The organism is Stenotrophomonas sp. YJH_SMC_40 (genome assembly GCF_059368615.1).
The window spans coordinates 295265-320202 of record NZ_JCAFRX010000002.1 but is presented as its reverse complement, the minus strand read 5'-3'; the positions used below and the strand labels follow the sequence as shown (position 1 = coordinate 320202).

At 65.8% G+C, this 24938-nt stretch carries 24 protein-coding genes; 10 read left to right on the top strand and 14 right to left on the bottom strand.

Annotated features, from left to right (window positions below; all coding sequences use genetic code 11):
• Positions 1-16 precede the first annotated feature (16 nt).
• The 6 genes from AC5P6X_RS04465 (at position 17) to AC5P6X_RS04440 (ending at position 6502) form a co-directional block, all read left to right on the top strand.
• The gene (locus AC5P6X_RS04465; RefSeq protein WP_005411118.1) at positions 17-742 is read left to right on the top strand and encodes an ABC transporter ATP-binding protein; all 726 of its coding nucleotides are present in this window, start codon (positions 17-19) and stop codon (positions 740-742) included.
• A gap of 10 nt (positions 743-752) precedes the next feature.
• Positions 753-2051 (top strand): ABC transporter permease, encoded by a 1299-nt coding sequence (locus tag AC5P6X_RS04460; protein WP_043035642.1) that lies wholly within the window; start codon positions 753-755, stop codon positions 2049-2051.
• Positions 2052-2071: 20 nt separating this feature from the next.
• Positions 2072-3289: an ABC transporter permease gene (locus AC5P6X_RS04455; RefSeq protein WP_005411120.1), complete on the top strand. Its 1218-nt coding sequence runs from the start codon at positions 2072-2074 to the stop codon at positions 3287-3289.
• Positions 3290-3305: 16 nt separating this feature from the next.
• Entirely contained in the window at positions 3306-3683 is a 378-nt protein-coding gene (locus AC5P6X_RS04450; protein WP_169449123.1) for a PDZ domain-containing protein, read from the top strand.
• A gap of 123 nt (positions 3684-3806) precedes the next feature.
• A complete protein-coding gene (locus AC5P6X_RS04445; protein ID WP_012481316.1) occupies positions 3807-5153 on the top strand; it encodes a sigma-54-dependent transcriptional regulator in 1347 nt (448 codons plus the stop codon).
• Positions 5150-6502, top strand: coding sequence for a sensor histidine kinase (locus tag AC5P6X_RS04440; protein WP_024957073.1), 1353 nt, complete (start codon positions 5150-5152; stop codon positions 6500-6502). Before AC5P6X_RS04445 ends, AC5P6X_RS04440 begins: the two co-directional genes overlap by 4 nt.
• Before the next feature lie 56 nt (positions 6503-6558).
• Here the strand turns inward: AC5P6X_RS04440 and AC5P6X_RS04435 are convergent, their stop codons facing one another.
• Both AC5P6X_RS04435 and glmU read right to left on the bottom strand, forming a co-directional pair.
• Positions 6559-7092: a GNAT family N-acetyltransferase gene (locus tag AC5P6X_RS04435; protein ID WP_049450406.1), complete on the bottom strand. Its 534-nt coding sequence runs from the start codon at positions 7090-7092 to the stop codon at positions 6559-6561.
• Positions 7061-8428, bottom strand: a complete 1368-nt coding sequence (glmU, locus tag AC5P6X_RS04430) for a bifunctional UDP-N-acetylglucosamine diphosphorylase/glucosamine-1-phosphate N-acetyltransferase GlmU (protein WP_088435774.1) — start codon at positions 8426-8428, stop codon at positions 7061-7063. Before glmU ends, AC5P6X_RS04435 begins: the two co-directional genes overlap by 32 nt.
• 84 nt (positions 8429-8512) lie before the next feature.
• Here glmU and AC5P6X_RS04425 point away from each other — a divergent pair, with 84 nt between their 5' ends.
• Positions 8513-8896, top strand: a complete 384-nt coding sequence (locus tag AC5P6X_RS04425; protein ID WP_049450404.1) for a GtrA family protein — start codon at positions 8513-8515, stop codon at positions 8894-8896.
• A gap of 230 nt (positions 8897-9126) precedes the next feature.
• Here the strand turns inward: AC5P6X_RS04425 and AC5P6X_RS04420 are convergent, their stop codons facing one another.
• The 9 genes from AC5P6X_RS04420 to AC5P6X_RS04380 all read right to left on the bottom strand — a co-directional run bounded on the left by AC5P6X_RS04420 (position 9127) and on the right by AC5P6X_RS04380 (position 16343).
• On the bottom strand, positions 9127-9549 hold the full coding sequence (locus AC5P6X_RS04420) for a F0F1 ATP synthase subunit epsilon (RefSeq protein ID WP_005411127.1): 423 nt from the start codon (positions 9547-9549) through the stop codon (positions 9127-9129).
• A gap of 113 nt (positions 9550-9662) precedes the next feature.
• Entirely contained in the window at positions 9663-11069 is a 1407-nt protein-coding gene (gene atpD / locus AC5P6X_RS04415) for a F0F1 ATP synthase subunit beta (RefSeq protein ID WP_005411128.1), read from the bottom strand.
• Between the two features lie 37 nt (positions 11070-11106).
• Positions 11107-11970, bottom strand: coding sequence for a F0F1 ATP synthase subunit gamma (gene atpG / locus AC5P6X_RS04410; RefSeq protein ID WP_005411129.1), 864 nt, complete (start codon positions 11968-11970; stop codon positions 11107-11109).
• A 97-nt stretch (positions 11971-12067) separates the two neighbouring features.
• Positions 12068-13615 carry a F0F1 ATP synthase subunit alpha gene (gene atpA, locus AC5P6X_RS04405; protein WP_005411130.1) on the bottom strand — a complete coding sequence of 516 codons (1548 nt, stop codon included), beginning with the start codon at positions 13613-13615 and terminating at the stop codon, positions 12068-12070.
• A gap of 44 nt (positions 13616-13659) precedes the next feature.
• Positions 13660-14187, bottom strand: coding sequence for a F0F1 ATP synthase subunit delta (locus AC5P6X_RS04400; protein WP_005411131.1), 528 nt, complete (start codon positions 14185-14187; stop codon positions 13660-13662).
• A gap of 2 nt (positions 14188-14189) precedes the next feature.
• Complete coding sequence (locus AC5P6X_RS04395) at positions 14190-14660, bottom strand: F0F1 ATP synthase subunit B (protein WP_005419512.1); 471 nt, start codon at positions 14658-14660, stop codon at positions 14190-14192.
• A gap of 106 nt (positions 14661-14766) precedes the next feature.
• A complete protein-coding gene (gene atpE, locus AC5P6X_RS04390; protein WP_005411133.1) occupies positions 14767-15072 on the bottom strand; it encodes a F0F1 ATP synthase subunit C in 306 nt (101 codons plus the stop codon).
• Positions 15073-15145: 73 nt separating this feature from the next.
• Entirely contained in the window at positions 15146-15946 is an 801-nt protein-coding gene (gene atpB, locus AC5P6X_RS04385) for a F0F1 ATP synthase subunit A (RefSeq protein ID WP_005411134.1), read from the bottom strand.
• 31 nt (positions 15947-15977) lie between these two features.
• The gene (locus tag AC5P6X_RS04380; protein ID WP_006394654.1) at positions 15978-16343 is read right to left on the bottom strand and encodes a hypothetical protein; all 366 of its coding nucleotides are present in this window, start codon (positions 16341-16343) and stop codon (positions 15978-15980) included.
• A gap of 457 nt (positions 16344-16800) precedes the next feature.
• On the opposite strand from AC5P6X_RS04380, the gene AC5P6X_RS04375 reads away from it, so the two are divergent.
• Positions 16801-17619 (top strand): hypothetical protein, encoded by an 819-nt coding sequence (locus AC5P6X_RS04375; RefSeq protein WP_032967007.1) that lies wholly within the window; start codon positions 16801-16803, stop codon positions 17617-17619.
• A 439-nt stretch (positions 17620-18058) separates the two neighbouring features.
• Here AC5P6X_RS04375 and lpdA read toward each other — a convergent pair whose 3' ends face one another.
• From lpdA to AC5P6X_RS04360, 3 genes are all read right to left on the bottom strand, one after another.
• Positions 18059-19867, bottom strand: a complete 1809-nt coding sequence (lpdA, locus tag AC5P6X_RS04370) for a dihydrolipoyl dehydrogenase (protein WP_033833955.1) — start codon at positions 19865-19867, stop codon at positions 18059-18061.
• Positions 19868-19975: 108 nt separating this feature from the next.
• Positions 19976-21694 (bottom strand): dihydrolipoyllysine-residue acetyltransferase, encoded by a 1719-nt coding sequence (gene aceF / locus AC5P6X_RS04365; RefSeq protein ID WP_049450400.1) that lies wholly within the window; start codon positions 21692-21694, stop codon positions 19976-19978.
• 167 nt (positions 21695-21861) lie between these two features.
• The gene (locus AC5P6X_RS04360) at positions 21862-22377 is read right to left on the bottom strand and encodes a DNA-deoxyinosine glycosylase (RefSeq protein ID WP_005411139.1); all 516 of its coding nucleotides are present in this window, start codon (positions 22375-22377) and stop codon (positions 21862-21864) included.
• Positions 22378-22563: 186 nt separating this feature from the next.
• On the opposite strand from AC5P6X_RS04360, the gene AC5P6X_RS04355 reads away from it, so the two are divergent.
• Positions 22564-23199, top strand: a complete 636-nt coding sequence (locus AC5P6X_RS04355) for an OmpW/AlkL family protein (protein WP_005411140.1) — start codon at positions 22564-22566, stop codon at positions 23197-23199.
• A gap of 188 nt (positions 23200-23387) precedes the next feature.
• Entirely contained in the window at positions 23388-24893 is a 1506-nt protein-coding gene (gene glpD / locus AC5P6X_RS04350) for a glycerol-3-phosphate dehydrogenase (RefSeq protein ID WP_049450398.1), read from the top strand.
• Positions 24894-24938: the final 45 nt, after the last annotated feature.

Sequence of the window (24938 nt, the reverse complement as noted above, 5' to 3'; positions counted from 1 at the left end):
GGAGAGAGGACACCCCATGTACATGCTCGAAATGCGTTCGGTCGCCAAGGTCTTCCGCACCGAACAGGTGGAAACCCACGCACTGCGCTCGCTGGAACTGCAGGTCAAGGAAGGTGAGTTCGTCGCGGTCACCGGCCCGTCCGGCTCCGGCAAGACCACCTTCCTCAACATCGCCGGCCTGCTGGAAACCTTCACCAGCGGTACCTACATGCTGGACGGCCAGGACGTGAGCACGCTGGGCGACGACGCCCGCAGCCGCCTGCGTAACCAGAAGATCGGCTTCATCTTCCAGGGCTTCAACCTGATCCCCGACCTGAACCTGTTCGACAACGTCGACGTTCCGCTGCGCTATCGCAGGATGAGCGCCAACGAGCGCCGCGAACGCATCGAGAAGGCACTGACCCAGGTCGGCCTGGGCTCGCGCATGAAGCACTACCCGAATGAACTGTCGGGTGGCCAGCAGCAGCGCGCGGCCATCGCGCGTGCGCTGGCCGGCAGCCCGCGCCTGCTGCTGGCCGACGAACCGACCGGCAATCTGGATACGCAGATGGCCCGGGGCGTGATGGAGCTGCTGGAGGAGATCAATGCCGCCGGCACCACCATCGTGATGGTCACCCACGACCCGGAACTGGCCGCGCGTGCGCAGCGCAACGTGCACATCGTCGATGGCCAGGTGACCGACCTGGTGCGCGAGCCGGTGCTGGCCACGCCGTTGCGCCACATCGTCGCCGTCAACGAGTGAGGGCCCGACCATGTTCGCCTACTACGCCCGATTGGCGGCGCGCAGTTTCCGCCGCAACAAGGTCCTGACCGCGCTGATGGTGATCGCCATCGCGCTCGGCATCGGTGCCTCGATGACCACGTTGACCGTATTCCACGTGCTGTCCGGCGACCCGATTCCGGGCAAGAGTGACCGCCTGTTCTACGTGCAGCTCGATGCCGCGACCGGCGCCTATGTCGCCGGCGAGGAACCGGAAACCCAGCTGACCCGCTTCGACGGTGAAGCGCTGCTGCGCGAGGCCAAGGGCGAGCGCCAGGCGCTGATGAGCGGCGGCGGCGGCACCATCGAACCGGACAACAGCACGCTCAAGCCCTTCAGCATCGACACCCGCTGGACCTCGGCCGATTTCTTCCCGATGTTCGAGGTGCCCATGCAGTACGGCCGCCCCTGGACGCGCGAGGACGATGAAGGCCGCGCACGCGTGGTGGTCATCTCCAAGGCGCTCAACGACAAGCTGTACCAGGGCGCCAACAGCGTGGGCCGCGACCTGCGCATGGAAGGCCAGAGTTACCGCATCGTCGGCGTGATGAAGGAATGGAGCCCGGAGCCGCACTTCTACGACCTGACCACCGGCAGCTACGGCAAGAACGAAGACCTGCTGCTGCCGATCTCTACCTCGTTCGACCTGAAGCTCGGCAACAACGGCAACATGAACTGCTTCGGCGAAAACCCCGACGGCAACAGCTACTCGCTCAATGCCCCGTGCGCGTGGCTGCAGTACTGGGTGGAAATGGACCCGGCCAAGGCCGGCGACTACCGCCGCTACCTGGAGAACTACTCGACCCAGCAGCGCGAGGCCGGCCGCTTCAAGCATCCGCCGAACGTGCGCCTGCGCACCGTGATGGAATGGCTGGACTTCAATGGTGCAGTGCCCAGCGACGTGCGCCTGCAGCTGTGGCTGGCGCTGGGCTTCCTCGGTGTCTGCCTGGTCAACACGGTAGGCCTGCTGCTGGCCAAGTTCCTGCGCCGCAGTGGTGAGATCGGCGTGCGCCGTGCACTCGGTGCCAGCCGTGGCCAGATCTTCCTGCAGTGCCTGGTGGAAGCCGGCGCGGTGGGCGTGGTCGGTGGCGTGCTGGGTATCGGCCTGGCCCTGCTTGGCCTGTTCGCGGTGCGCCAGCAGCCGGTGGAATACGCAAAGCTGGCCCACCTGGACGGCAACATGCTGCTGCTCGCGCTGGGCCTGACCCTGTTCGCCAGCCTCGCCGCCGGATTCCTGCCCGCCTGGCGCGCGATGCAGGTCACCCCGGCCATCCAGCTCAAGTCGCAGTAAGCACCTGAACGAGGACTCCCATGGACATCCGCCCCATCCTCAGCACGCTGCGCCGGCACAAGACCGCTGCCGCCCTGATCGTGCTGGAAGTCGCACTGACCTGCGCCATCGTCTGCAACGCGCTGTTCCTGGTCAGCCAGCGCGTGGAGAAAATCAGCATGCCCAGTGGTATCGCCGAGAGCGAACTGGTGATGCTGCGCGTCAGCGGCATCGGCAAGCAGACCGACGCCATGTCCCGCACCCGCGAGGACCTGGCATCGCTGCGCGCGATTCCCGGCGTCAGCAACGTCACCATCATCAACCAGGTTCCCTTCCGCAACGGCTCCTCCAGCAGCAGCATCTCGCGGGTGATCGACCAGGAACGGCCGACCACCAACGCTTCGATGTACACCCTGTCCGAGAACGGGCTGGCCACGATGGGCATCAATCTGATCGCTGGCCGCGATTTCCTGCCCGACGAGTACCAGAACTTCGAAGACGTCAGCAAGGGTGGCGCCAAGGAAAAGGCCATCCCGGTCATCCTCACCCAGGCCACCGCCGCCAAGATGGAGCCCAACGGCAGCGCCCTGGGCAAGACCTACTACATGGGCAAGCAGTCGCTGCATGTGGTCGGCATCGTCGACACGCTCAGCACGCCCAATGGCTGGAATGACAACTGGACCAACTCGATGCTGCTGCCGATCCGGGTCAGCTTCGACAAGGGTGGCACCTACGTGTTGCGCACTTCGCCGGAACGCCGCCAAGAGGTGCTCGATGCCGGTGCCGCCGCGCTGGAGCGCAACGACCCCAACCGCCTGATGCGCGACAAGCTGACCTATGAAGACCAGCGCAAGGATTTCTTCAAGAACGACCGCGCGATGGTTGGCCTGCTGATCACCGTCAGCATCTCGCTGCTGGTGGTCACTGCGCTGGGCATCATCGGCCTGGCCAGCTTCTGGGTGCAGCAGCGCAGCAAGCAGATCGGCATCCGCCGTGCGCTGGGCGCCACCCGCGGGCAGATCCTGCGCTACTTCCAGACCGAGAACTTCCTGCTGGCCTCGCTGGGCATCGTGCTGGGCATGCTGGCGGCGTACGCGATCAACCTGGCCCTGATGAACCTGTACGAGCTGCCGCGCATGCCGCTGTACTACCTGCCGCTGGGTGCGCTGCTGCTGTGGATACTGGGCCAGATTGCGGTGTTCGGTCCGGCACGGCGTGCGGCGGCGGTACCGCCTGCGGTCGCCACGCGGGGCGCGTGAGATGCGTGCCTGCGCGATGTGCCTGATGCTGCTCCTGCCCCTGCCGGCGCTGGCCGGTGGTGGCAGCGCACAAACGCTGGAATGGCGCCGGGATGGAGCGCGGCTGTCGCTGCGCTCGACCGAAGGCCAGGTGCATGTGGAGGCCGCCAGCCCGGAAGTGCGCTTCGGCGTGCGCAGTGGCGATCGCATCCTCCGCGTAGACGACACGGCGGTGCGCCGGGTTGAACATCTGGCCGAGGCACTGCGCCATTCCCACGCGGCCAGCGCCTATCTGTTGCTGCGCCGCGACAAGCGCGAACTGACGGTGGCGGTCAACGCCGCTGCGTGGCGACAGGCATTGGAGGTCCCGCCACCACCCGCGCCACCACCTGCGCCAGCCCCACCCAGGCGCTGAGCATCATCCGCTCCTGCACGGCCACAGGTTTGGCTATGCTTGATGGGTGGCGCCGGGCTCTCCCGGTGCGTGGACACGAACGGCTCCATCGGCGCCGCCCATCCCTTTCTGCAGAACCGCTTGATGCCTGCGATCCTGATCATCGACGACAACGCCAGCGTGGGTACTGCGCTGGACGTGCTGTTCTCCCTGCACGACATCGACACCCTGCAGGCGCACACGCCCGCCGATGGGCTGGCCCTGCTCGAGTCGCAGCCGGTCGATCTGGTGATCCAGGACATGAACTTCAGCGAGGACACCACCTCCGGTGAGGAGGGCGAAGCGTTGTTCGCGCAGATCCGTGCGCGCCATCCGGACCTGCCGGTGATCCTGCTGACCGCCTGGACCCACCTGAGCAGTGCGGTGGACCTGGTCAAGGCCGGTGCGGCCGACTACCTGGCCAAGCCCTGGGACGACCGCAAGCTGATGACCACGGTCAACAACCTGCTGGAACTGTCCGAGGCACGCCGCGAACTGGACCGGCGCCGCAGCCGTGAACTGCACCAGCGCAACGCGCTGGAAGAGAAGTACGACCTGTGCGGCGCGGTCTTCGCCGACCCCGCCAGCGAGCGCGTCATCGCCCTCGCCTGCCAGGTCGCACGCTCGGAACTGCCGGTACTGATCACCGGCGCGAACGGTGCCGGCAAGGAGAAGATCGCGCAGATCATCCAGGCCAATTCGCTGGTGGCCAAGGGCCCGTTCGTGGCGGTCAACTGTGGCGCGCTGCCCTCGGAACTGATCGAAGCCGAACTGTTCGGTGCCGAGGCCGGTGCGTATACCGGCGCCAACAAGGCGCGCGAAGGCAAGTTCGAGGCCGCCGATGGTGGCACCCTGTTCCTGGATGAGATCGGCAACCTGTCGCTGGGCGGGCAGATGAAGCTGCTGCGCGTGCTGGAAACCGGCCGCTTCGAGCGCCTGGGTTCCAACCGCGAGCGCCAGGTCAAGGTCCGCGTGGTCAGCGCGACCAATGCCGACCTGCCGGCGATGATCCGCGAGGGTACCTTCCGCGAAGATCTCTATTACCGCCTCAACACGGTGGAACTGGTGCTGCCGCCGCTGGCCGACCGCCCGGGCGACATCGTGCCGCTGGCCGAGCGATTCCTGACCGCTGGCAAGCCGCTGTCCAGCGCCGCCACCGCAGCACTGCAGCGGCACCCCTGGCCAGGCAACGTGCGCGAGCTGCGCAACGTGATCCAGCGTGCCGAACTGCTGGCCACCGGCAACCGCATCGAAGTGGCCGATCTCAACCTGCCGCGCGCAGCCGCCGCACCACGACCGGCACCCAGCGCAGGCAATGATCCCGACCGCGCACGCATCGAGGATGTGCTGGCGCGCAACCATGGCGTCATCGCCCAGGCTGCCGCCGAGCTCGGCCTGAGCCGCCAGGCGCTGTACCGGCGCATGGACCGCCACGGTATTCCACGCGAATGAAGCGGCGCTCGTTCACTTTCCGCCTGTTCCTGCGCCTGCTGCCGGTGCTGGCACTGGCTGCGGCACTGCCGTGGCTGCTGGCCTACTGGATGGACCATGGCTGGGTGGTGACCACGGTGTCGGCGCTGATCCTGCTGTCACTGATGTGGTGGACCCTGCGTCGGGCCACCGCCCCGGTGCGGTCACTGATGCGGGCCCTGGCGGGCACCACCAGCAGCTATCGCGACGGCGAATACAACTTCGGCGTGCACTGGCCCGGCAATGACGAGCTCGGCGACCTGGTGCAGGCACACCGGGAGCTGGGTGATGTACTGCGTGAGCAGCGGCAGGGCCTGGTGCAACGTGAGCTGCTGCTGGACACCATGGTGCAGAACACGCCGGTTGCGATGCTGTTGATCGCCTCCGGCGGTGATGGCATCGCCCGCGTGGTGTTCTCCAACCTGGCCGCGCGCAAGCTGCTGCACGGCGGCTGGAAGCTGGAAGGCCAGCGCCTGGAAGACGTGCTGGAACAGGTGCCGGTGGAACTGCGCGATGCCATCGCCCGTGGCGGTGACAGCCTGTTCGCGGTGCACGCCGAGGGGGAGGACGGCGATGAGGATGACGAGCAGGTCTATCACCTCTCGCGGCGTGCCTTCCAGCTCAACGGCCGCCCACACGACCTGCTGCTGGTGCGCCTGTTGACCGCCGAGCTGCGCCGCCAGGAAGTGCAGACCTGGAAGAAGGTGATCCGGGTGATCAGCCACGAGCTCAACAACTCACTGGCGCCGATTGCTTCGCTCGCCCATTCCGGCGGCGTGCTGGTGCAGCGTGAACGCTTTGACCGGCTGCCCGAGATCTTCACCACCATCGAGGATCGCGCACGCCACCTGGAAGGCTTCATCCGTGGCTATGCGCGCTTTGCCAAGCTGCCACAGCCGCAGCTGCAGACCGTGCACTGGGCGCCGTTCCTGTCCAGCCTGCGCCAGCAGATCCCGTTCGGCATGGAACGTGAGCCGGACGAGGAGCTGAGCAGCCGCATCGACATCGCGCAGTTCGGGCAGGCGTTGTTGAACCTGCTGAAGAATGCGCACGAAGCCTGCGCTGAAGCCGAGCCGCCCAACGACGATGTGCAGGTACAGCTGACCCGGCTGCCGCAGTGGCTGCGCCTGGACGTGCTTGACCGCGGCAAGGGCATGAACGAGCAGGTGCTGCAGAACGCACTGATGCCCTTCTATTCGACCAAGCGCAATGGCACCGGGCTGGGGCTGGCGCTGACGCGGGAGATCGTGGAGGCCCACGGCGGACGGGTGTCACTGCAGAACCGCAGCGATGGCGGGTTGTGCGTGTCGATCCTGCTGCCGGTGGGTTGAGCGGACCGATCGGGTAGATCCACGCGATGCGTGGATTTGCCGACCGAGGTCGGCACCTACCAGGCCTGCCGCATCGCCACGCGTAGATGCATCGGAAACCCCAGCGCGGCCTCTTCGGCCATCACCGCCTGCAGCCCTGTACCCCACTCCGCCTCCGGGGCGGCGACGAACCCTTCACTGGCATAGAAGGCCGCATTCCACGGCACGTCGGACAACGTGGTCAGCACGGCCGAGCGATAGCCTTCCGCCCGGGCCTGTACCAATGCATGGCGCAACAACGTACGCCCATGACCTTGCCGCGCGTGTGCAGGATCCACATCCATCTGCAGCACGTGGAACTCACCTGCCAGTTCGCCGGCAAGCAGATAGCCGGCGATGCCACCGTCTGCCGCATCCACCACCCACAGCTGCCCGCGTTCAAGGCCATCCTGTAGTGTCGGCAGGTCCAGGCCATGCCCGGCGAACACCGGATAGGCCTCATGGCCCCTCAACACCTCGCCGGCGCGCTGCTCGATGCCGGGCAGCACACCGAGTTCATCGGCGCGGGGAATGCGGGGCTCAGGACTTCTTGAGCGGGCGCTTCCAGCCATCGATGGTTTCCTGTCGGGCACGCGCCAGTGTCAGCTTGCCGTCCGGCGCGTTGCGGGTGATGACCGAACCGGCGGCAATGGTCGCGCCGTCGCCAATGGTCACCGGTGCCACCAGCGAACTGTTGGAGCCGATGAACGCGTTGTCGCCGATGGTGGTGGTCGACTTGTTCACGCCATCGTAGTTGCAGGTGATGGTGCCAGCGCCGATGTTCACCTTGCTGCCGATCACCGCATCGCCCAGGTAGGTGAGGTGATTGGCCTTGCTGCCCACACCCAGCGTGACCTTCTTGGTCTCGACGAAGTTGCCGACGTGCACGCCATCGGCCAGCACGGTGCCCGGTCGCAGGCGCGCGAACGGGCCGATCTGCGCGGCACCCTCGGTAACCACGCCCTCCAGATCGCAGTGCGCACGCACTTCGGTGCCCGGCCCAAGGTTGACGTCCTTCAAACGGTTGAACGGACCGACGGTGACGCCGTCGCCGAGCACCACGTTGCCCTCGAGCACGACATCGACGTCGATCAGCACGTCGCTGCCCACGGTGACAGTGCCGCGGATGTCGAGCCGGGCCGGATCGCGCACGCGCGCCCCCTGTGCGCACAGGGCCCGTACCGCACGACGCTGCCAGGCGCGCTCCAGCTGCGAGAGCTGCCAGGGGTCGTTTGCCCCTTCGGCCTCCTGCGCGTCGGCCACCAGCGCCATTTCGGCCGGCGTGTATTCATGGGCGGCAAACGCAAAGACATCGGTGAGGTAGTACTCGCCCTGTGCATTGCTGTTGGAAAGCTGCGACAGCCAACGGCGCAGCGCAGTCGATTCGGCGGCGATGATGCCGGTATTGATCGTACGCACGCGCAGCTGGTCATCGGTGGCGTCCTTCTGCTCGATGATCGCGCCAACCTTGCCCTCGGCATCGCGCAGCACGCGGCCATATCCGGTCGGGTCATCGACATCGGCCACCAGTACCGCCAGCCGGCCCGGCTGTGCGAGCAGGTAGCGCAGGGTCTGCGCACGGATCAGCGGCACGTCGCCGTACAGGACCAGCACCTGCGCCAGGTCGGGAACCTGGGGCATCGCCTGCGCTACCGCGTGGCCGGTGCCGAGCTGCTGTGCCTGCTCGGCCCATTGCAGGTCGGGCTGGCCGGCGAAGTACTGGCGCACCGCCTCGCCGCCATGGCCATGGACCACGTGGATCGCCGCCGGCTGGAGCTCACGGGCCGCGTCGATCACGTGCGCCAGCATCGGCTGGCCCGCGATCGGCTGCAGCACCTTCGGCAGCACCGACTTCATGCGCTTGCCTGCGCCGGCAGCGAGGATGATGACGTGCAGGGGTTGGGTCATGGGAACGGCGGTCCGTGGTTCGTTGCCGGTGATTCTAGAGCGTGCGCCGTTAACATGGGCATCCCTCCTCTCCTCGCCATGCCGATGAGCCTCGTCCGCCAGGGAAGCGCCTACCTCGTCATCGGGCTCGTGCAGCTGCTGCTCGACTGGCTCGTGTTCGTGGTCACCACCGCACTGGGCATGCCCGTGGCGCCGGCCAACATCGCCGGGCGCCTGGCCGGCATGCTGCTGGGCTTCTGGCTCAACGGCCGCTACACCTTTGCCGAGGCCGGCACCCGCAAGCTGGGATGGAAGCGATTTGCACGCTTCTTCGGCCTATGGCTGCTGCTCACCGTGGCGAGCACATTGCTGGTGAGCCTGGTGGACCATGCGCTGGGCCTGCAGTACACCTGGCTTGCCAAACCGCTGGTGGAAGGCGGCCTGGCGTGTGTGTCGTTCCTGCTGATGCGGTCCGTGGTGTATCGCTGAGACGGCACCAGGATCGGGATCGGGATCGGGATCGGGACTGGGGACCGGGACTGGTAGAGTCGACTGTTAGTCGACTAACGCGCGCAGCGCGGGATTTTCGCGGCCTTAACGTAGAGCAGTCGACTAACAGTCGACTCTACCCAGTCGAATCTACCCGGTCGGCTCTACCCAGCCACCCGAACAAAAACGCCGGCGCAGGGCCGGCGTTTTCGTGGATGCAGCGCGGAACCTCAGTGCTTGAGGGTCTTGCGCAGGCGTTCCAGGGCCTGCAGCTGGACGACGGCTTCGGCCAGCTTCTGCTGGGCTTCGGCCACTTCCATGGCTTCACCGCGGTTGGCCAGGATGCGCTCGGCTTCTTCCTTGGCCTTGCGGACCGAGGCTTCGTCGATGTCCTGCGCGCGGATCGCGGTGTCGGCCAGCACGGTCACCACCTGCGGCTGCACTTCCAGGATGCCGCCGGAAATGGCGAAATCCAGCTGCTCGCCATTCGGCGTGGTCACCACCACCTTGCCCGGCTTCAGGCGGGTGATCAGCGGCGCGTGCTTGGGCGCGATGCCCAGTTCGCCCAGCTCACCGGTGGCCACGACCAGGGTCGCTTCGCCACGGAAGATTTCCTGCTCGGCGCTGACGATGTCGCAACGGATCGTGCTCATGCAAATCTCTTCGCTGTTCGCGGCGGCGCAATGCCACCGTGGGAGTCCACCGGCGCGGGCGGTTGCCCGGCGCCGGCGTCAGGTCGGGTAGGATCGCTCCCGCCCGCCCCGGATCAGGCCTTCTCGGCCATCTTCTTGGCCTTCTCGACCGCTTCTTCGATGCCGCCGACCATGTAGAACGCCTGCTCCGGCAGGTGGTCGTACTCGCCATCGACGATGGCCTTGAAGCCACGGATGGTGTCCTTCAGCGGCACGTACTTGCCCGGCGAACCGGTGAACACTTCCGCCACGTGGAACGGCTGGCTGAAGAATCGCTCGATCTTACGGGCGCGCGACACGGCCTGCTTGTCCTCTTCGGACAGTTCGTCCATGCCCAGGATCGCGATGATGTCCTTCAGTTCCTTGTACTTCTGCAGGGTCTGCTGGACGCGCTGGGCGGTGTCGTAGTGCTCGTGGCCGATGACCAGCGGGTCCATCTGGCGGCTGGTGGAGTCCAGCGGATCGACGGCCGGGTAGATACCCAGCGAGGCGATCGAACGCGACAGGGTAACGGTCGAGTCCAGGTGAGCGAAGGTGGTTGCCGGCGACGGGTCGGTCAGGTCGTCCGCGGGAACGTAGACGGCCTGGATCGAGGTGATCGAACCGTTCTTGGTCGAGGTGATGCGCTCCTGCAGGACGCCCATTTCCTCGGCCAGGGTCGGCTGGTAACCCACGGCGGACGGCATGCGGCCCAGCAGTGCCGACACTTCGGTACCGGCCAGGGTGTAGCGGTAGATGTTGTCGACGAACAGCAGGACGTCCTTGCCCTTGCCGTTTTCGTCCTTCTCGTCGCGGAAGTACTCGGCCATGGTCAGGCCGGTCAGGGCGACGCGCAGACGGTTGCCCGGCGGCTCGTTCATCTGGCCGTACACCATCGCCACCTTGTCGAGGACGTTGGAGTCCTTCATTTCGTGGTAGAAGTCGTTGCCCTCACGGGTACGCTCACCCACGCCGGCGAACACGGACAGACCGCTGTGCGCCTTGGCGATGTTGTTGATCAGTTCCATCATGTTGACGGTCTTGCCGACGCCGGCGCCGCCGAACAGGCCGACCTTGCCGCCCTTGGCGAACGGGCACATCAGGTCGATGACCTTGATGCCGGTTTCCAGCAGTTCGGTGGCCGGGGACTGGTCTTCGTACGACGGGGCCGCACGGTGGATTTCCCAGCTGTCGCTGGCGGCCACCGGGCCGGCTTCGTCGATCGGACGGCCGAGCACGTCCATGATGCGGCCCAGGGTGCCGGCGCCGACCGGCACCGAGATGCCACGGCCGGTGTTGACGGCAACCAGGTTGCGCTTCAGGCCGTCGGTGGAACCGAGGGCGATGGTACGCACCACGCCGTCGCCCAGCTGCTGCTGGACTTCGAGGGTGATCTCGGTGTTTTCCACCTTCAGTGCGTCGTACACCTTCGGCACCGATTCACGCGGGAATTCGACGTCGACGACCGCGCCGATGATCTGAACGATCTTGCCCTGACTCATTGCTGCATCCTCTAATGTGTGCTTTGAACGAACGCGGTCAGACTGCTGCCGCGCCGCCGACGATTTCGGAGATTTCCTGGGTGATCGCTGCCTGGCGCGCCTTGTTGTAGACGAGCTGCAGGGTGCCGATCAGCTTGTTGGCGTTGTCGCTCGCCGCCTTCATCGCAACCATGCGTGCCGCATGCTCGGAGGCGACGTTTTCCAGCAGTGCCTGGTACACCAGCGACTCGATGTAACGCGTCATCACGTGCTCGAGCACGGTCGCGGCATCGGGTTCGTACAGGTAGTCCCAGTCGTGGTGAGCGACCTGCTTCTCAGCCGGCGGCAGCGGCAGCAGCTGATCGAAGCTGGCCTTCTGCACCATGGTGTTCACGAAGCGGTTGTAGACCAGGTACACGCGGTCGATCTTGCCTTCGGTGAAGGCGTCGAGCATGACCTTGATCACACCGATCAGCGATTCCAGCTTCGGCACGTCGCCGATGTGGGTCACGCTGCCGACCATGTTGACCTTCACGCGGCGGAAGAAGGTCGAAGCCTTCTGGCCGATGGTCACCAGGTCCACTTCCGCACCCTTGTCCTGCCATGCCTTGGCTTCGCCCAGCATCTTGCGGAACAGGTTGTTGTTCAGGCCGCCGGCCAGGCCGCGATCGGAGGAGATCACGATGAAGCCGACCCGCTTGACCTGCTCGCGCTCGACCAGGAATGGATGCTGGTAGTCGGTGCTGGCCTGGGCCAGGTGACCGATCACCTGCTTCATCGCCTGCGCGTACGGACGCGAGGTCTTCATCCGATCCTGCGCCTTGCGGATCTTGGAGGCCGAGACCATTTCCAGGGCGCGCGTCACCTTGCGGGTGTTCTGCACGCTCTTGATCTTGGTTTTGATTTCGCGTCCGCTTGCCATCTCTTGTTTCCCGTGGCGCGGGGCTGCTGCCCCGCGTTGTTCAACCGTTTGTCATCTGGTCCAGCGGAGCCAGCGGCTCCGCTCTACAGGACCGCGATTACCAGCTGCCGGTGGTCTTGAACTCGGCGATGCCCTTCTTGAAGGCACCTTCGATGTCGTTGTCCCAACCGCCGGTGGCGTTGACCTTGCTGACCAGCTCGCCCTGGGTGTTGGCGAAGTGGGCGTGCAGGCCTTCTTCGAACGCCAGCAGCTTGTTGACCGGCACGTCGTCGAGGTAACCCTCGTTGACGGCGTAGATCGACAGTGCCTGGTTGGCGATCGACATCGGCGCGTACTGCTTCTGCTTCATCAGCTCGGTGACGCGCTGGCCACGCTCCAGCTGCTTGCGGGTCGCTTCGTCCAGGTCCGAGGCGAACTGCGCGAACGCAGCCAGTTCGCGGTACTGGGCCAGCGAGATACGGATGCCGCCCGACAGCTTCTTGATGATCTTGGTCTGGGCCGAGCCACCGACGCGCGACACCGAGATACCGGCGTTCACGGCCGGGCGGATGCCGGCGTTGAACAGATCGGTTTCCAGGAAGATCTGGCCGTCGGTGATCGAGATCACGTTGGTCGGAACGAAGGCGGACACGTCGCCGGCCTGGGTTTCGATGATCGGCAGCGCGGTCAGCGAACCGGTCTTGCCGGTGACCTTGCCTTCGGTGAACTTCTCGACGTACTCCTCGGACACGCGGGCAGCGCGCTCGAGCAGACGGGAGTGCAGGTAGAACACGTCACCCGGGTAGGCTTCACGGCCCGGCGGGCGCTTCAGCAGCAGCGAGATCTGGCGGTAGGCGACAGCCTGCTTGGACAGATCGTCGTACACGATCAGCGCGTCTTCGCCGCGGTCCATGAAGTACTCACCCATGGTGCAGCCCGAGTAGGCGCTGATGTACTGCATGGCAGCCGATTCGGAAGCGGTCGCGGCCACCACGATGGTGTGGGCCAGCGCGCCGTTCTCTTCCAGCTTGCGCACGATGTTGGCGATGGTCGAAGCCTTCTGGCCGATCGCAACGTACACGCACTTGATGCCGGTGCCCTTCTGGTTGATCACGGCATCGATCGCCATCGCGGTCTTGCCGGTCTGGCGGTCACCGATGATCAGCTCGCGCTGGCCACGGCCGATCGGGATCATCGAGTCGACCGACTTGTAGCCGGTCTGCACCGGCTGGTCGACCGACTTGCGCCAGATCACGCCCGGCGCAACACGCTCCACCGGAGCGGTCAGGTCGGTGCCCAGCGGGCCCTTGCCGTCGATCGGCTCGCCCAGCGCGTTCACGACGCGGCCCAGCAGTTCCGGACCGACCGGCACTTCCAGGATGCGGCCGGTGGTCTTGGCGACGTCGCCTTCGCGCAGGTGCTCGTAGTCACCCAGCACCACGGCGCCGACCGAGTCGCGCTCCAGGTTCAGGGCCAGTGCGAAGGTGTTGTTCGGCAGTTCGATCATTTCGCCCTGCATCACGTCGGCCAGACCGAAGATGCGCACGATGCCGTCGGACACGCTGGTCACGGTGCCTTCGTTGCGCGATTCCGCGGCCAGCTTGACCTTCTCGATGCGGTTCTTGATCAGTTCGCTGATTTCGGAGGGGTTGAGCGTGGTTGCCATCGTCAAGTCCTAGTGCCGGCAGCGGGGCCGGACGTTAAATGAATTCAGTTAGCGAGCGCGGTCTGCAGACGGGCCAGCTTGCCCTTCAGCGAACCATCGATGACCACGTCGCCGGCGTCGATCACGGCGCCGCCGATCAGCGAGGCATCGACCGCGGTGGTCACGTCGACCTCGCGGTTGAAGCGCTTGCGCAGCGCGACCTTGATCGCGTCCAGCTCACCGGCCGACAGTTCGGCGGCCGAGGTGACGGTGGCCTTGACCACGTGCTCGGCTTCGGCGCGCAGGGCGTCGAACATGCCGGAAATCTCCGGCAGCAGCGGCAGACGATGCGATTCGGCCAGGATGGCCAGGAAGCGCGAGTAGGTCTCGCCGTGGGACACCGGCGCCAGCAGGGCGACGGCGTCGTCACGACCCAGCTCCGGGTTGGCGAGCAGGGCCGCCACGCGCGGGTCGGCGGCGACGTGGGCGGAGAACGCCAGGGCGTCCGACCACGGCGCGAACGCGCCTTCGTCGCGCGCGGTCGCGAACGCGGCGCGGGCGTACGGGCGGGCAAGCGTGAGGGCCTGGCTCATCCTTAGATCTCCGAGGCCAGCTCGTCGAGCAGCGCCTTGTGGGCGTTGGCGTCGATTTCGCGCTTGAGCAGCTTTTCGGCACCGGTCACGGCCAGCGCGGACACCTGCTTGCGCAGATCTTCACGGGCACGGTTGGCGGCGGCGTCGATTTCAGCCTGGGCCAGTTCCTTCTGACGGGTGGCTTCGGTGATCGCTTCGTTACGCGCAGCATCAACGATCTGGTTGGCACGCGCGTGGGCCTGATCGATGATCTCGTTGGCCTTGGTGCGTGCTTCCTTCAGCGCTTCGTTGACCTTCTCCTGCGCCTGGGCCAGATCTTTCTGGCTGCGGTCGGCAGCAGCGAGGCCTTCAGCAATCTTCTGCTGGCGCTCTTCGATCGCGTTCATCAGCGGCGGCCAGATCTTGGTCGCGATGATCCAGATCAGACCAGCGAAGGCCAGCGCCTGCGCAAGAAGGGTGAAATTGATATTCATGGTTAGCTCGATCGCTGGTTTCGGGGTGGACGCGCCGCCGTAGCGGCACATCCGGCCTTCATCCGAAACCGGGTGCATCAGCACCCGGTCGTCTCAAACCGCTGTATCAGCCGGCCAGAGCCTTGGTGACGGCGCCAGCGAAGGCAGCCGACAGCGGGTTGGCGAAGGCCAGCAGCAGGCCAACGGCGACCGAGATGATGAACGCGGCGTCGATCAGGCCGGCGGTGATGAACATGCGGACCTGCAGGACCGGGATCAGTTCCGGCTGGCGGGCGGCCGACTCCAGGAACTTACCAGCCATGATGGCCAGACCCAGACCGGCGCCCAGCGCGGCCAGGCCGATCATGATGCCGACGGCAAGGGCGGTGGAGCTCTGAATCTGCGCGAAGTTGGTCAGGACGGCGAAGTACATGGTTATCTCCAGGAACTTAAGTTGCTAAGGGTGATGAAACGGATGAAGGTTGAAACGCGTTGAAGCTTGAAACTCAGTGAGCGTCTTCCGACAGGCTCAGGTACACGATCGACAGCATCATGAAGATGAAGGCCTGCAGCGGGATCACCAGCAGGTGGAACAGCATCCAGCCGAGGCCGAACACACCACCGGCAATGGCACCGAAGAAACCGGCACCACCCAGCACCCAGATCAGCAGGAACACGATTTCGCCGCCGAACATGTTGCCGAACAGTCGCATCGCCAGCGAGATCGGCTTGCTCAGCCACTCGACGATGTTGAGGATCAGGTTGAACGGCATCATCCACTTGCCGAACGGGGCCGTCAGGAATTCCTTGATGAAGCCGCCCAGGCCCTTGGACTTGAGCGCGAAGAACAGCATCAGGAAGAACACGCTGATGGCCATGCCCAGGGTGGCATTGACGTCAGCGGTCGGCACCGGCTTCCAGTAGTGCACGCCCGCCCATTCCAGCGGCTTGGCGATGAAATCGGCCGGGATCATCTTCAGCAGATTCATCAGCAGAATCCAGAAGAAGATGGTGATGGCGATCGGCGTGACCAGCTTGCTCTTGCCGTGGTAGGTGTCCTTGGCCTGGCGGTCGACGAACTCCAGGCAGATTTCAACGAAGGCCTGCCACTTGCCCGGCACGCCGGCGGTGGCCTTGCGGGTGCCCAGCCAGAACGCGACAACGATCACCAGGCCCATCAGGACCGCGGTGAGGAAGGTATCGACGTGGATATGCCAGAACATACCCTCACCCTTGCCGACCGGCGCGGTCAGGTTGTGCAGGTGATGCTGGATGTAGCTGGTAGGGGTTAGAGCCTCGCCCGCCATGTGTCCGGAACCTTCAGTTAATTGAATTCTGTCAACGCCTGGCCATCGCCAGGACCTGGAACATCAAGCCGACGGCGATACCGGCCAACAGCGCCAATGCAGGCAGCTTGAAGACCAGGAACCCCACCAGCAGGACGCCGAAAACCACGACCCACTTGGCCACGATCGCAATGATCAGGCGAGCCATCGCCGATCCTGCGGCCAGTGCCCCACCGCCCAGTGCCATCCGTGCCGCCACCCAGCCACCGGCCGAAATGGCCACACCGGACGCCAGCGCGCCGAGGGCGTATTTCGGACCTACCAGCAGGAAGGCCAGGGCCAGGACAGCCACTGCGGCCAGCGGGTAGACCGCGGCGCGCAGCATCAGTCGCCGACCCGCATCAACGGAGTTCAGCACAGGACGTCCCGCGTGGTTGCAAGTGGAGGGCTGAGGCGGCTACAGCAGGGGGGCCTCATCGAGCCGCCAAATTATAGCAATGGGACAATTTGCGAGACAACCGCTCCCTGTTCATCCCTGGAAGCCGCAAGTTGCGGTAACGGTTACATTTTTGCGTGCCACCAGGGGGACAATGACGTCCGCACCATGTTGCGACGCACTATTGAACTTTGGTCGCAGGCTGCGGAACTTTCGTCAGACATGCCGGTCCGATCATTTGACCTGCCTGCAGCATCCTCGTCGGCTCCGCCCCGCAGGTCCCGCGATGGCCCCGAAGCCCGGCTCCGGGGCCATCTTTTTGCATCGTCGCGACAGCACTGAACCGTACACATGCCATGGACCATACGTTCACGCATGGTGGACGGGCCTGTCCGGCACAGTGGCTTTCATTCTGATGAACCACTGCAAGGACTCTTCGATGCGCCCCGTACCCACCCTGCTCGCCCTCTCCCTGCTCGCTGCCGGCGCCTCGTTCGCCAATGCGGCCCACGCCGCCGAAGGCGATGACCGCTTTGCCATCCGTCTGGGTGCGATGAACATCGATTCGGACAACACCCTCCGCGGCAGCACCACCGTGGCCGGCCAGGACATCTCCCTGAACCAGGACTTCAAGCTGGGTGGCAAGGAATGGGAGCCGCGCATCGACGGCATGTTCCGCATCAGCAACCGTCAGCGCCTCCTGTTCAACTACTTCAAGTACGACAAGGACCGCCGCGAGACCCTCGACCAGGGCATTTCCTTCGGCGGTGAGAACGTGCCGGCCGGCAGCTTCGTGAAGGGTGAGCTGAAGTACCAGGTGGCCAGCCTGGTCTATGACTACTCGGTGGTTGATACCGACACCTTCGACCTCGGCCTGCAGATCGGTGGCGAGTACGCCAAGGTCAGCACCAAGGGCTACGCCGACCTGGGCACGGTGTACGAAGGCCAGTTCCTCGACGAGAAGGCCGATGGCGTGGCACCTGTGGTGGGCGCCCGCATGACCTTCACGCCGTCCGAGCGCTGGATGATCACGCTGCAGGGCCAGTACCTCAACACGCGCTGGGGCAGCTTCGATGACTACAAGGGCGACCTGAGCCGCGCCAATGCCATCGTCGATTACCGCTTCACCAAGAACTTCGGTGTGTTCGCCGGCTACGACTGGTTCAAGCTGGACGTGGACAAGAAGGGCAGCGACGGTACTGTCGGCCTGAAGCAGGAATTCAAGGGCCCGGTGGCCGGTATCAGCTTCGTGTTCTGATCCCCCGCCCCTTCCACGGCACTCTCTCTCCTGGCGCGGCCTCCGGAACATCGGGGCCGCGTTTTTTGTGGCATCGTCGAGCAGAGAAGCAGGTTGGTCGAGCGCGGGGGGAGAGGGGCTTGCGTGCGAATGTCCCCCGGCGCCGGCCTACGGCCGACGCCTCCTCCTTTACTTCGCACACAAGCCCCTCTCCCCCCGCGTGTCAGGAATCCGGGCGGCTTTGGCACTGGCTCTGACTATCCGCAAGCCGAGCCACTGCGCGGGTGGCGGGCGTTTCGACAAAGTAAAGGAGGAGGCGACCGCCACAGGCGGGCGACGGGGGACATTTGTCGAAACGCCTGCCACCCGCGCAGCGGCCCCACCCTTCGCTGCAGCACTGATCGAAGAAAAAAAACCCCGGCAGAAACCGGGGCTTTTCGTTCGGAACGGCGCGGGCGCCTTACTTCTTCTTCGGCATGTACAGATCGGTGATCGTGCCGTCGTAGATTTCCGAGGCCATCGCCACCGACTCGCTCAGCGTCGGATGGGCATGAATGGTGTGGCCGATGTCTTCGGCTTCCGCACCCATCTCGATGGCCAGGCCGATCTCGGCCAGCAGGTCACCGGCGTGCACGCCGACGATCGCACCGCCGATGATGCGGTGGGTTTCTTCGTCGAAGATCAGCTTGGTGAAGCCCTCGGTGCGGCCGATGCCGATCGCGCGGCCACTGGCGGCCCACGGGAACTTGGCCACGCCGACCTTCAGGCCCTTGGCCTTGGCTTCGGTCTCGGTCACGCCAACCCAGGCGATTTCCGGGTTGGTATAGGCCACCGACGGAATCACGCGGGCGACCCACTCCTTCTTGTGGCCGGCTGCCACTTCAGCGGCCAGCTTGCCCTCGTGCGTGGCCTTGTGGGCCAGCATCGGGTTGCCGACGATGTCGCCGATGGCAAAGATGTGCGGCACGTTGGTGCGCATCTGGCGGTCGACCGGGATGAAGCCACGGTCGGTGACCTGCACGCCGGCCTTCTCGGCATCGATCTTCCTGCCGTTCGGCGAACGGCCCACGGCCACCAGCACGCGGTCGAAGGTGCCCTGCGCCAGCGCAGGCGCCTGGCCTTCCTCGGCGGCGTCGAAGGTGACGGTGATGCCCTTGGCATCGGCGGTGACGCCCGAGGCCTTGGTCTTCAGGTGCACTTCGATGCCCTGCTTCTTCAGGCGGTCGGCCAGTGGCTTGACCAGGTCCTTGTCGGCGCCCGGCATCAGCTGGTCCATGAACTCGACCACGGTGACCTTGCTGCCCAGCGCGCTGTACACGGTGGCCATTTCCAGGCCGATGATGCCGCCGCCGACGACCAGCAGCGAGCCCGGCACTTCGGCCAGCTCCAGCGCGTCGGTGGAATCCATCACGCGCTTGTCGTCCCACGGGAAGTTCGGCAGTTTCACCGCCTGCGAACCGGCGGCGATGATGCACTTCTGGAAGCGCAGCAGCTGGGTGCTGCCGTCAGCAGCGGTGATTTCCAGCTCGTTGGCCGAGATGAACTTGCCGACGCCCTGCACGTTGCGGACCTTGCGCTGCTTGGCCATGCCAGCCAGGCCCTTGGTCAGCTGGTTGACGACCTTTTCCTTGTACTGGCGCAGCTTGTCCAGGGTGATGGTCGGCTTGCCGAACTCGACGCCGAAATCACCGGCATGGGCCACTTCGTCGATGACCGCTGCGGCGTGCAGCAGCGCCTTGGACGGAATGCAACCCACGTTGAGGCAGACGCCGCCGAGGCTGGCGTAGCGTTCGACCAGCACCGTATCCAGACCGACGTCGGCAGCGCGGAAGGCGGCGGTGTAGCCGCCCGGGCCCGAGCCCAGCACGACCATCTCGCATTCGATGTCGGCCGGCTTGCCGCTGGACAGCGCCGGCTTCGGCGCAGCCGGTTCGGCCGGGGCGCGGTGCGACGGGGTCACCGGCGGCTTGCTGGCCGGAGCGGCTGCAGCCGGAGCCGGCGCAGCGGCCTTGGCCGGGGCTTCGGCGGCGCCTTCAGCGTCCAGCACCACGACCACGGCGCCTTCGGACAGGGTGTCGCCCAGCTTGACCTTGATTTCCTTGACCACGCCGGCAGCCGAGGACGGCACTTCCAGGGTGGCCTTGTCCGATTCCAGGGTCACCAGACCCTGGTCCTTCTTCACCGTGTCGCCGACGGCGACCAACACTTCGATCACCGGCACATCGCTGTAATCGCCGATGTCGGGAACCTTGACTTCAATCGTGGCCATGGTGGGTTTTCCTCATGCCCGCCCGGCATGGCCGGTGGGCTGTCACTGCATCTGTTCACGCGGCCGCGCCAGGGGCTGCGGCCGCACGGTGGGGGCGAAGCGGGTGCCTTACAGCAGCACGCGGCGCATGTCGGCCAGTACCTGGGACAGGTACGTGGTGAAGCGTGCGGCCAGGGCGCCGTCGATGACGCGGTGGTCGTAGCTCAGCGACAGCGGCAGCATCAGCTTCGGTGCGAATTCCTTGCCGTTCCAGACCGGCTGGATGGACGACTTGGAGACGCCGAGGATGGCCACTTCCGGTGCATTGACGATCGGGGTGAACGCGGTGCCGCCGATGCCGCCCAGCGAGCTGATCGAGAAGCAGCCGCCGCTCATGTCGGCCGGGCCGAGCTTGCCGTCGCGAGCCTTCTTGGCCAGTTCGCCGGTTTCCTGCGCGATCTGCACCACGCCCTTTTTGTCCACGTCGCGGATCACCGGCACGACCAGGCCGTTCGGCGTGTCGGCGGCGAAGCCGATGTGGAAGTACTTCTTCAGGGTCAGGTTTTCACCGCTGGCATCGAGCGAGGCGTTGAACTCCGGGAACTTCTTCAGCGCTGCGGCGCTGGCCTTGATCAGGAAGGCGAGCATGGTCAGCTTGATGCCGGCCTTCTCGTTCTCCTTGTTCAGCGCCACGCGCAGGCCTTCCAGGTCGGTGATGTCGGCCTGCTCGAACTGGGTGACGTGCGGGATCATCGCCCAGTTGCGGGCCAGGTTCGCACCCGAGATCTTCTTGATGCGCGACAGCGGCTGCACTTCGGTCTCGCCGAACTTGCTGAAGTCGACCTTCGGCCACGGCAGCAGGTTCAGGCCACCACCGGCAGCGACAGCAGCACCGCCGGCAGCCGGCACGCCACCACTGAGCGCGGCCTTGACGAACTTCTGCACGTCACCCTTGGTGATGCGGCCACCCTTCTCGGTGCCGTTGATCTGCAGCAGGTCCACGCCCAGTTCGCGGGCGAACACACGCACCGCCGGGGTGGCATACGGCACCTTGGCCGGCAGCACGCCATCGGCGTTGAACTGCACCGGCGGGCTGGACGGGGTACCGGCCGAGGCGATCTCGCGGGCCGCCAGCTTGTCCGGCTGCACCGGCACAGCGACCGGCTCGACCTTGGTGGCGGTCTCGGCGGCAGCCGGAGCGGCCGCAGCGGCCGCCTTGGTCGGCGCCGGCGCGGCAGCGCCCTCGGCTTCGATGATGGCGACCACATTGCCCTGCGACAGAGTGTCGCCGACCTTGACCTTGATCTCCTTGACCACGCCGGCCACCGACGACGGCACTTCCATGGTGGCCTTGTCGCTTTCCAGCGTGACCAGGCCCTGGTCCTTCTTGACCGTGTCGCCGACGGCGACCAGCACTTCGATGACCGGAATGCCGGCGTAGTCGCCGATATCCGGCACCAGCGCTTCAACCGCACCACCGCTGGCAGCCGGGGCGGCCGGCGCAGCTGCGGCCGGGGCCGGTGCGCTCTGGGTGGCGGCAGCCGGGGCAGCGGCCTTGGCCGGTGCCGGCGCGGCAGCCGCCGGCTTGGCGGCTTCGGCTTCGCCTGCGGCCACTTCGATCAGGGCCACGACCTTGCCTTCGGACAGGCTGTCGCCGACCTTGACCTTCAGTTCCTTGACCACGCCAGCCACCGAGGACGGCACTTCCATGGTCGCCTTGTCGCTTTCCAGCGTCACCAGGCCCTGGTCCTTCTTGACCGTGTCGCCGACGGCGACAAGCACCTCGATTACCGGGATATCGCTGTAGTCACCGATATCGGGGACAAGTGCTTCCTTGATTTCGGCCATGGGGATAACTCCGGCAATCTGGTGTAGGGAAACGTCTATTGTGCGGCCAGCGGGGTCCAGCGCCAACCGTTACAGGTGTTTTCAGTACGCACGCAGCCGGGACAGGCTGTTGCCCATGGGTCGCGGCCGCGACCAGTCGGTAGCGTATTGTCCGGACGATGTCCGCTTCATGTCGCCCGCGCGTCGGCCACCGGCTGCCAGGCCTGGCGCAGGCGCGGCAACGACCACGCCGCATTGGCAGGGCTGGTCGACGGCAATGCGACCAGCTTCGGCGGGGTTTCCAGCCGTGGCAGCACCCAGCGCTGGAATGCCTGCAGCGAGGCACCACCATTGCAGCCGATCAGCTTCAGCTCAGGCAGCGTGGCGATCAGTTCCGGCAGCGCATTGGCCACTTCCGTGCCACGCACGATGTCGGCATCCAGGCTGCCGCGCCGCTCGCAGCGGCCGATCACATCCCACAGGCCGATGCCCGCGGCGTTCAACGCCTGCAGCCGTTGCACATAGGGCAGAGCCGCGTCGAAACCGCAGATATCGGCCATCAGCGGCCAGAAGCGGTTGCGCGGATGCGCGTAGTAACGCTGCTCCTGGAGGGATGCCACGCCTGGCATCGAACCCAGCAGCAGCACCCTGCAATCCACGTTCACCTGCGCTTGCAGGCCGACGCACAGCGTTGCCGCGCTCACATCTTCTCCAACTGAATGAATGCCACTGACGACCAGAAACCCCATGGATACAGGCTTTTCGCGCTGATCGCTGAACAAGGAAAACTATTTTTTAACGCGCGTCGGATTCGATTCATGTTGAGGCGACTACGGTGTGCTCGCCCCGCAACCGGGGGCCCAAAACAAGAAACATTAGGAGATACCCCCATGCGCTCCATCCGTATCCTGAGTCTCGCCCTGCTGACCTCCGCCGCCTTCGCGCCGGCCGCTTTCGCCCAGGACAGCAGCTCCACCGATACCGCTTCGGGCAAGCATTTTGCCGTGGTTGGCGGCGTCGCGCTGCTGCAGCCGAAGAATGATCCGATCGACGGCATCAAGAAGGTCGATGGTGGCCCGGCGCCGACCGTCAGCTTCAGCTACTACATCAACGACAACTGGGCCGTTGAACTGTGGGGCGCCGCCGACAAGTTCGACCACAAGGTGAAGGGCCCGAACAATGCCCGCCTGGGCAACGTCGAGCAGCAGCCGGTCGCGCTGAGCGGCCAGTACCACTTCGGCCAGGCTGACAACGTGTTCCGTCCGTTCGTGGGCGTGGGCTACTACCAGTCCAGCTTCAGCAATGAAACGCTGGCCGACGGCAGCAGCTCCGACATCCGCCTCAAGGACGCCAAGGGCGTGATCGGCACCGTCGGCGTGGACATGAACATCAACTCCACCTGGTTCGCCCGTGCCGATGCCCGCTACATGCGTTCGCGTCCGGACGTGAAGGTCGGCGGCGAGAAGATCGGCGAAGCCAAGATGGATCCGTGGACCGTCGGCTTCGGCATCGGTGCCCGCTTCTGATCCAGGCAGCACCGGCTTCACTGATGTAACGCGACGGGCCCTGCGGGGCCCGTCGTCGTTTCCGTCACCCGCGTTCTGTAGAGTCGACTGTCAGTCGACTGCTCTTTCAAAAGTCGAGCATGCCTCGACTCTACAAAAGGCAGTCAACTGTCAGTCGACTCTACGCACACACAGGACACGGAGACGCGATGGACGACGTCGACCTGCTGGTGATCGGTGGCGGCATCAACGGCGCCGGCATCGCCCGCGATGCGGCCGGCCGCGGCCTGCGGGTGCTGTTGTGCGAGCAGGATGACCTGGCCGCACACACCTCCAGCGCCAGCAGCAAACTGATCCACGGCGGCCTGCGCTACCTTGAACAGGGCGAGTTCGGACTGGTGCGCAAGGCACTGGGTGAACGCGAAGTGGTGCGGCGCCAGGCCCCCCATCTGGTCCGTCCGTTGCGCTTCGTGCTGCCATGGGAACCCCACCTGCGACCGCGCTGGATGCTGCGCGCGGGCCTGTGGCTGTATGACCATCTGGGCCGGCGCAGCCCGAGTTTTCCCGCCTCGCGCGCACTGGACCTGCAACGCGACCCGCTTGGCCCCTGGCTCTCCCCGGCGCTGCGGCAGGCCTTCAGCTACGCCGATGCGCAGGTCGATGACGCGCGGCTGGTACTGCTCAATGCGCTGGATGCCGCCCGGCGTGGCGCACGGGTACATGTGCGCAGCCGCTGCATTGAACTGCGCCCTGTGCTGGGCCGTTGGCAGGCCACGCTGGAAGCCACCGACGGCCGGCAGCAAACGGTGATCGCCCAGGCCGTTGCCAATGCAGCCGGCCCTTGGGCAGGAGGCCTGCTGGAACGTATGCAGGCGCGCGATGGCGGCCCCGCCCTGCGCCTGGTACAGGGCAGCCACATCGTGCTGCGCCGGCCCTGGCCCGACGACAGCGCCTGCCTGCTTCAGCAGCCCGATGGCCGCGTGGTGTTCCTGCTGCCGTTCGCCCACGACCACCTGCTGGTCGGCACCACCGACACCGACTACCGTGGCGACCCGGCCCGGTGCAGCGTGCTGCCTTCGGAGGTGGCTTACCTGTGCGAGGCCGCCAACCACTACCTGCGCGAGCCGATCACCCCGCAGGACGTGGTCTGGCAGTTCGCAGGGGTACGCCCGCTACTTGCCGATCCAGATCCGCGTGCAGCGAAGCTGAGCCGTGACTACCGCCTGCAGTTGCAGTCCGACCCGGCGCCCGCGCTGCATGTGCTGGGCGGCAAGCTGACCACGTACCGCGTGCTGGCCGAAGAAGCGCTGGACCTGCTGCGCCCCGCCCTGCCGCAGATGGGACCGGCATGGACGGCAACGGGCCACCCACTGCCGGGCAGCGACTGGGGCGACGCCACGCAGGCGTGCTCGCGCCTGCAGGCACTGGCACCGTGGCTGCCCGCAGAGATTGCGCGCCGCTGGGCCGGCGCCTACGGCAGCCGCAGCGCGGAGCTGCTGCACGGCCTGAGGGGTGTGAACGATCTCGGCGAGGACTTTGGCGGCGGCCTGCATGCGCGGGAAGTGGCTTTCCTGCGCGACCACGAATGGGCGCGTAGCGCCGAGGACGTGCTGTGGCGGCGGAGCAAGCTGGGGCTGCGGCTGGATGCGGCGCAGGTGGCGCGGCTGCAGGCGTGGATGGGGGGTCGGATCCCTTTCCCAGGGAAAGGGCTCTGACCCCCCGTGTTGCCACGTGTGCCAACCAAGGTTGGCAGCTACCAG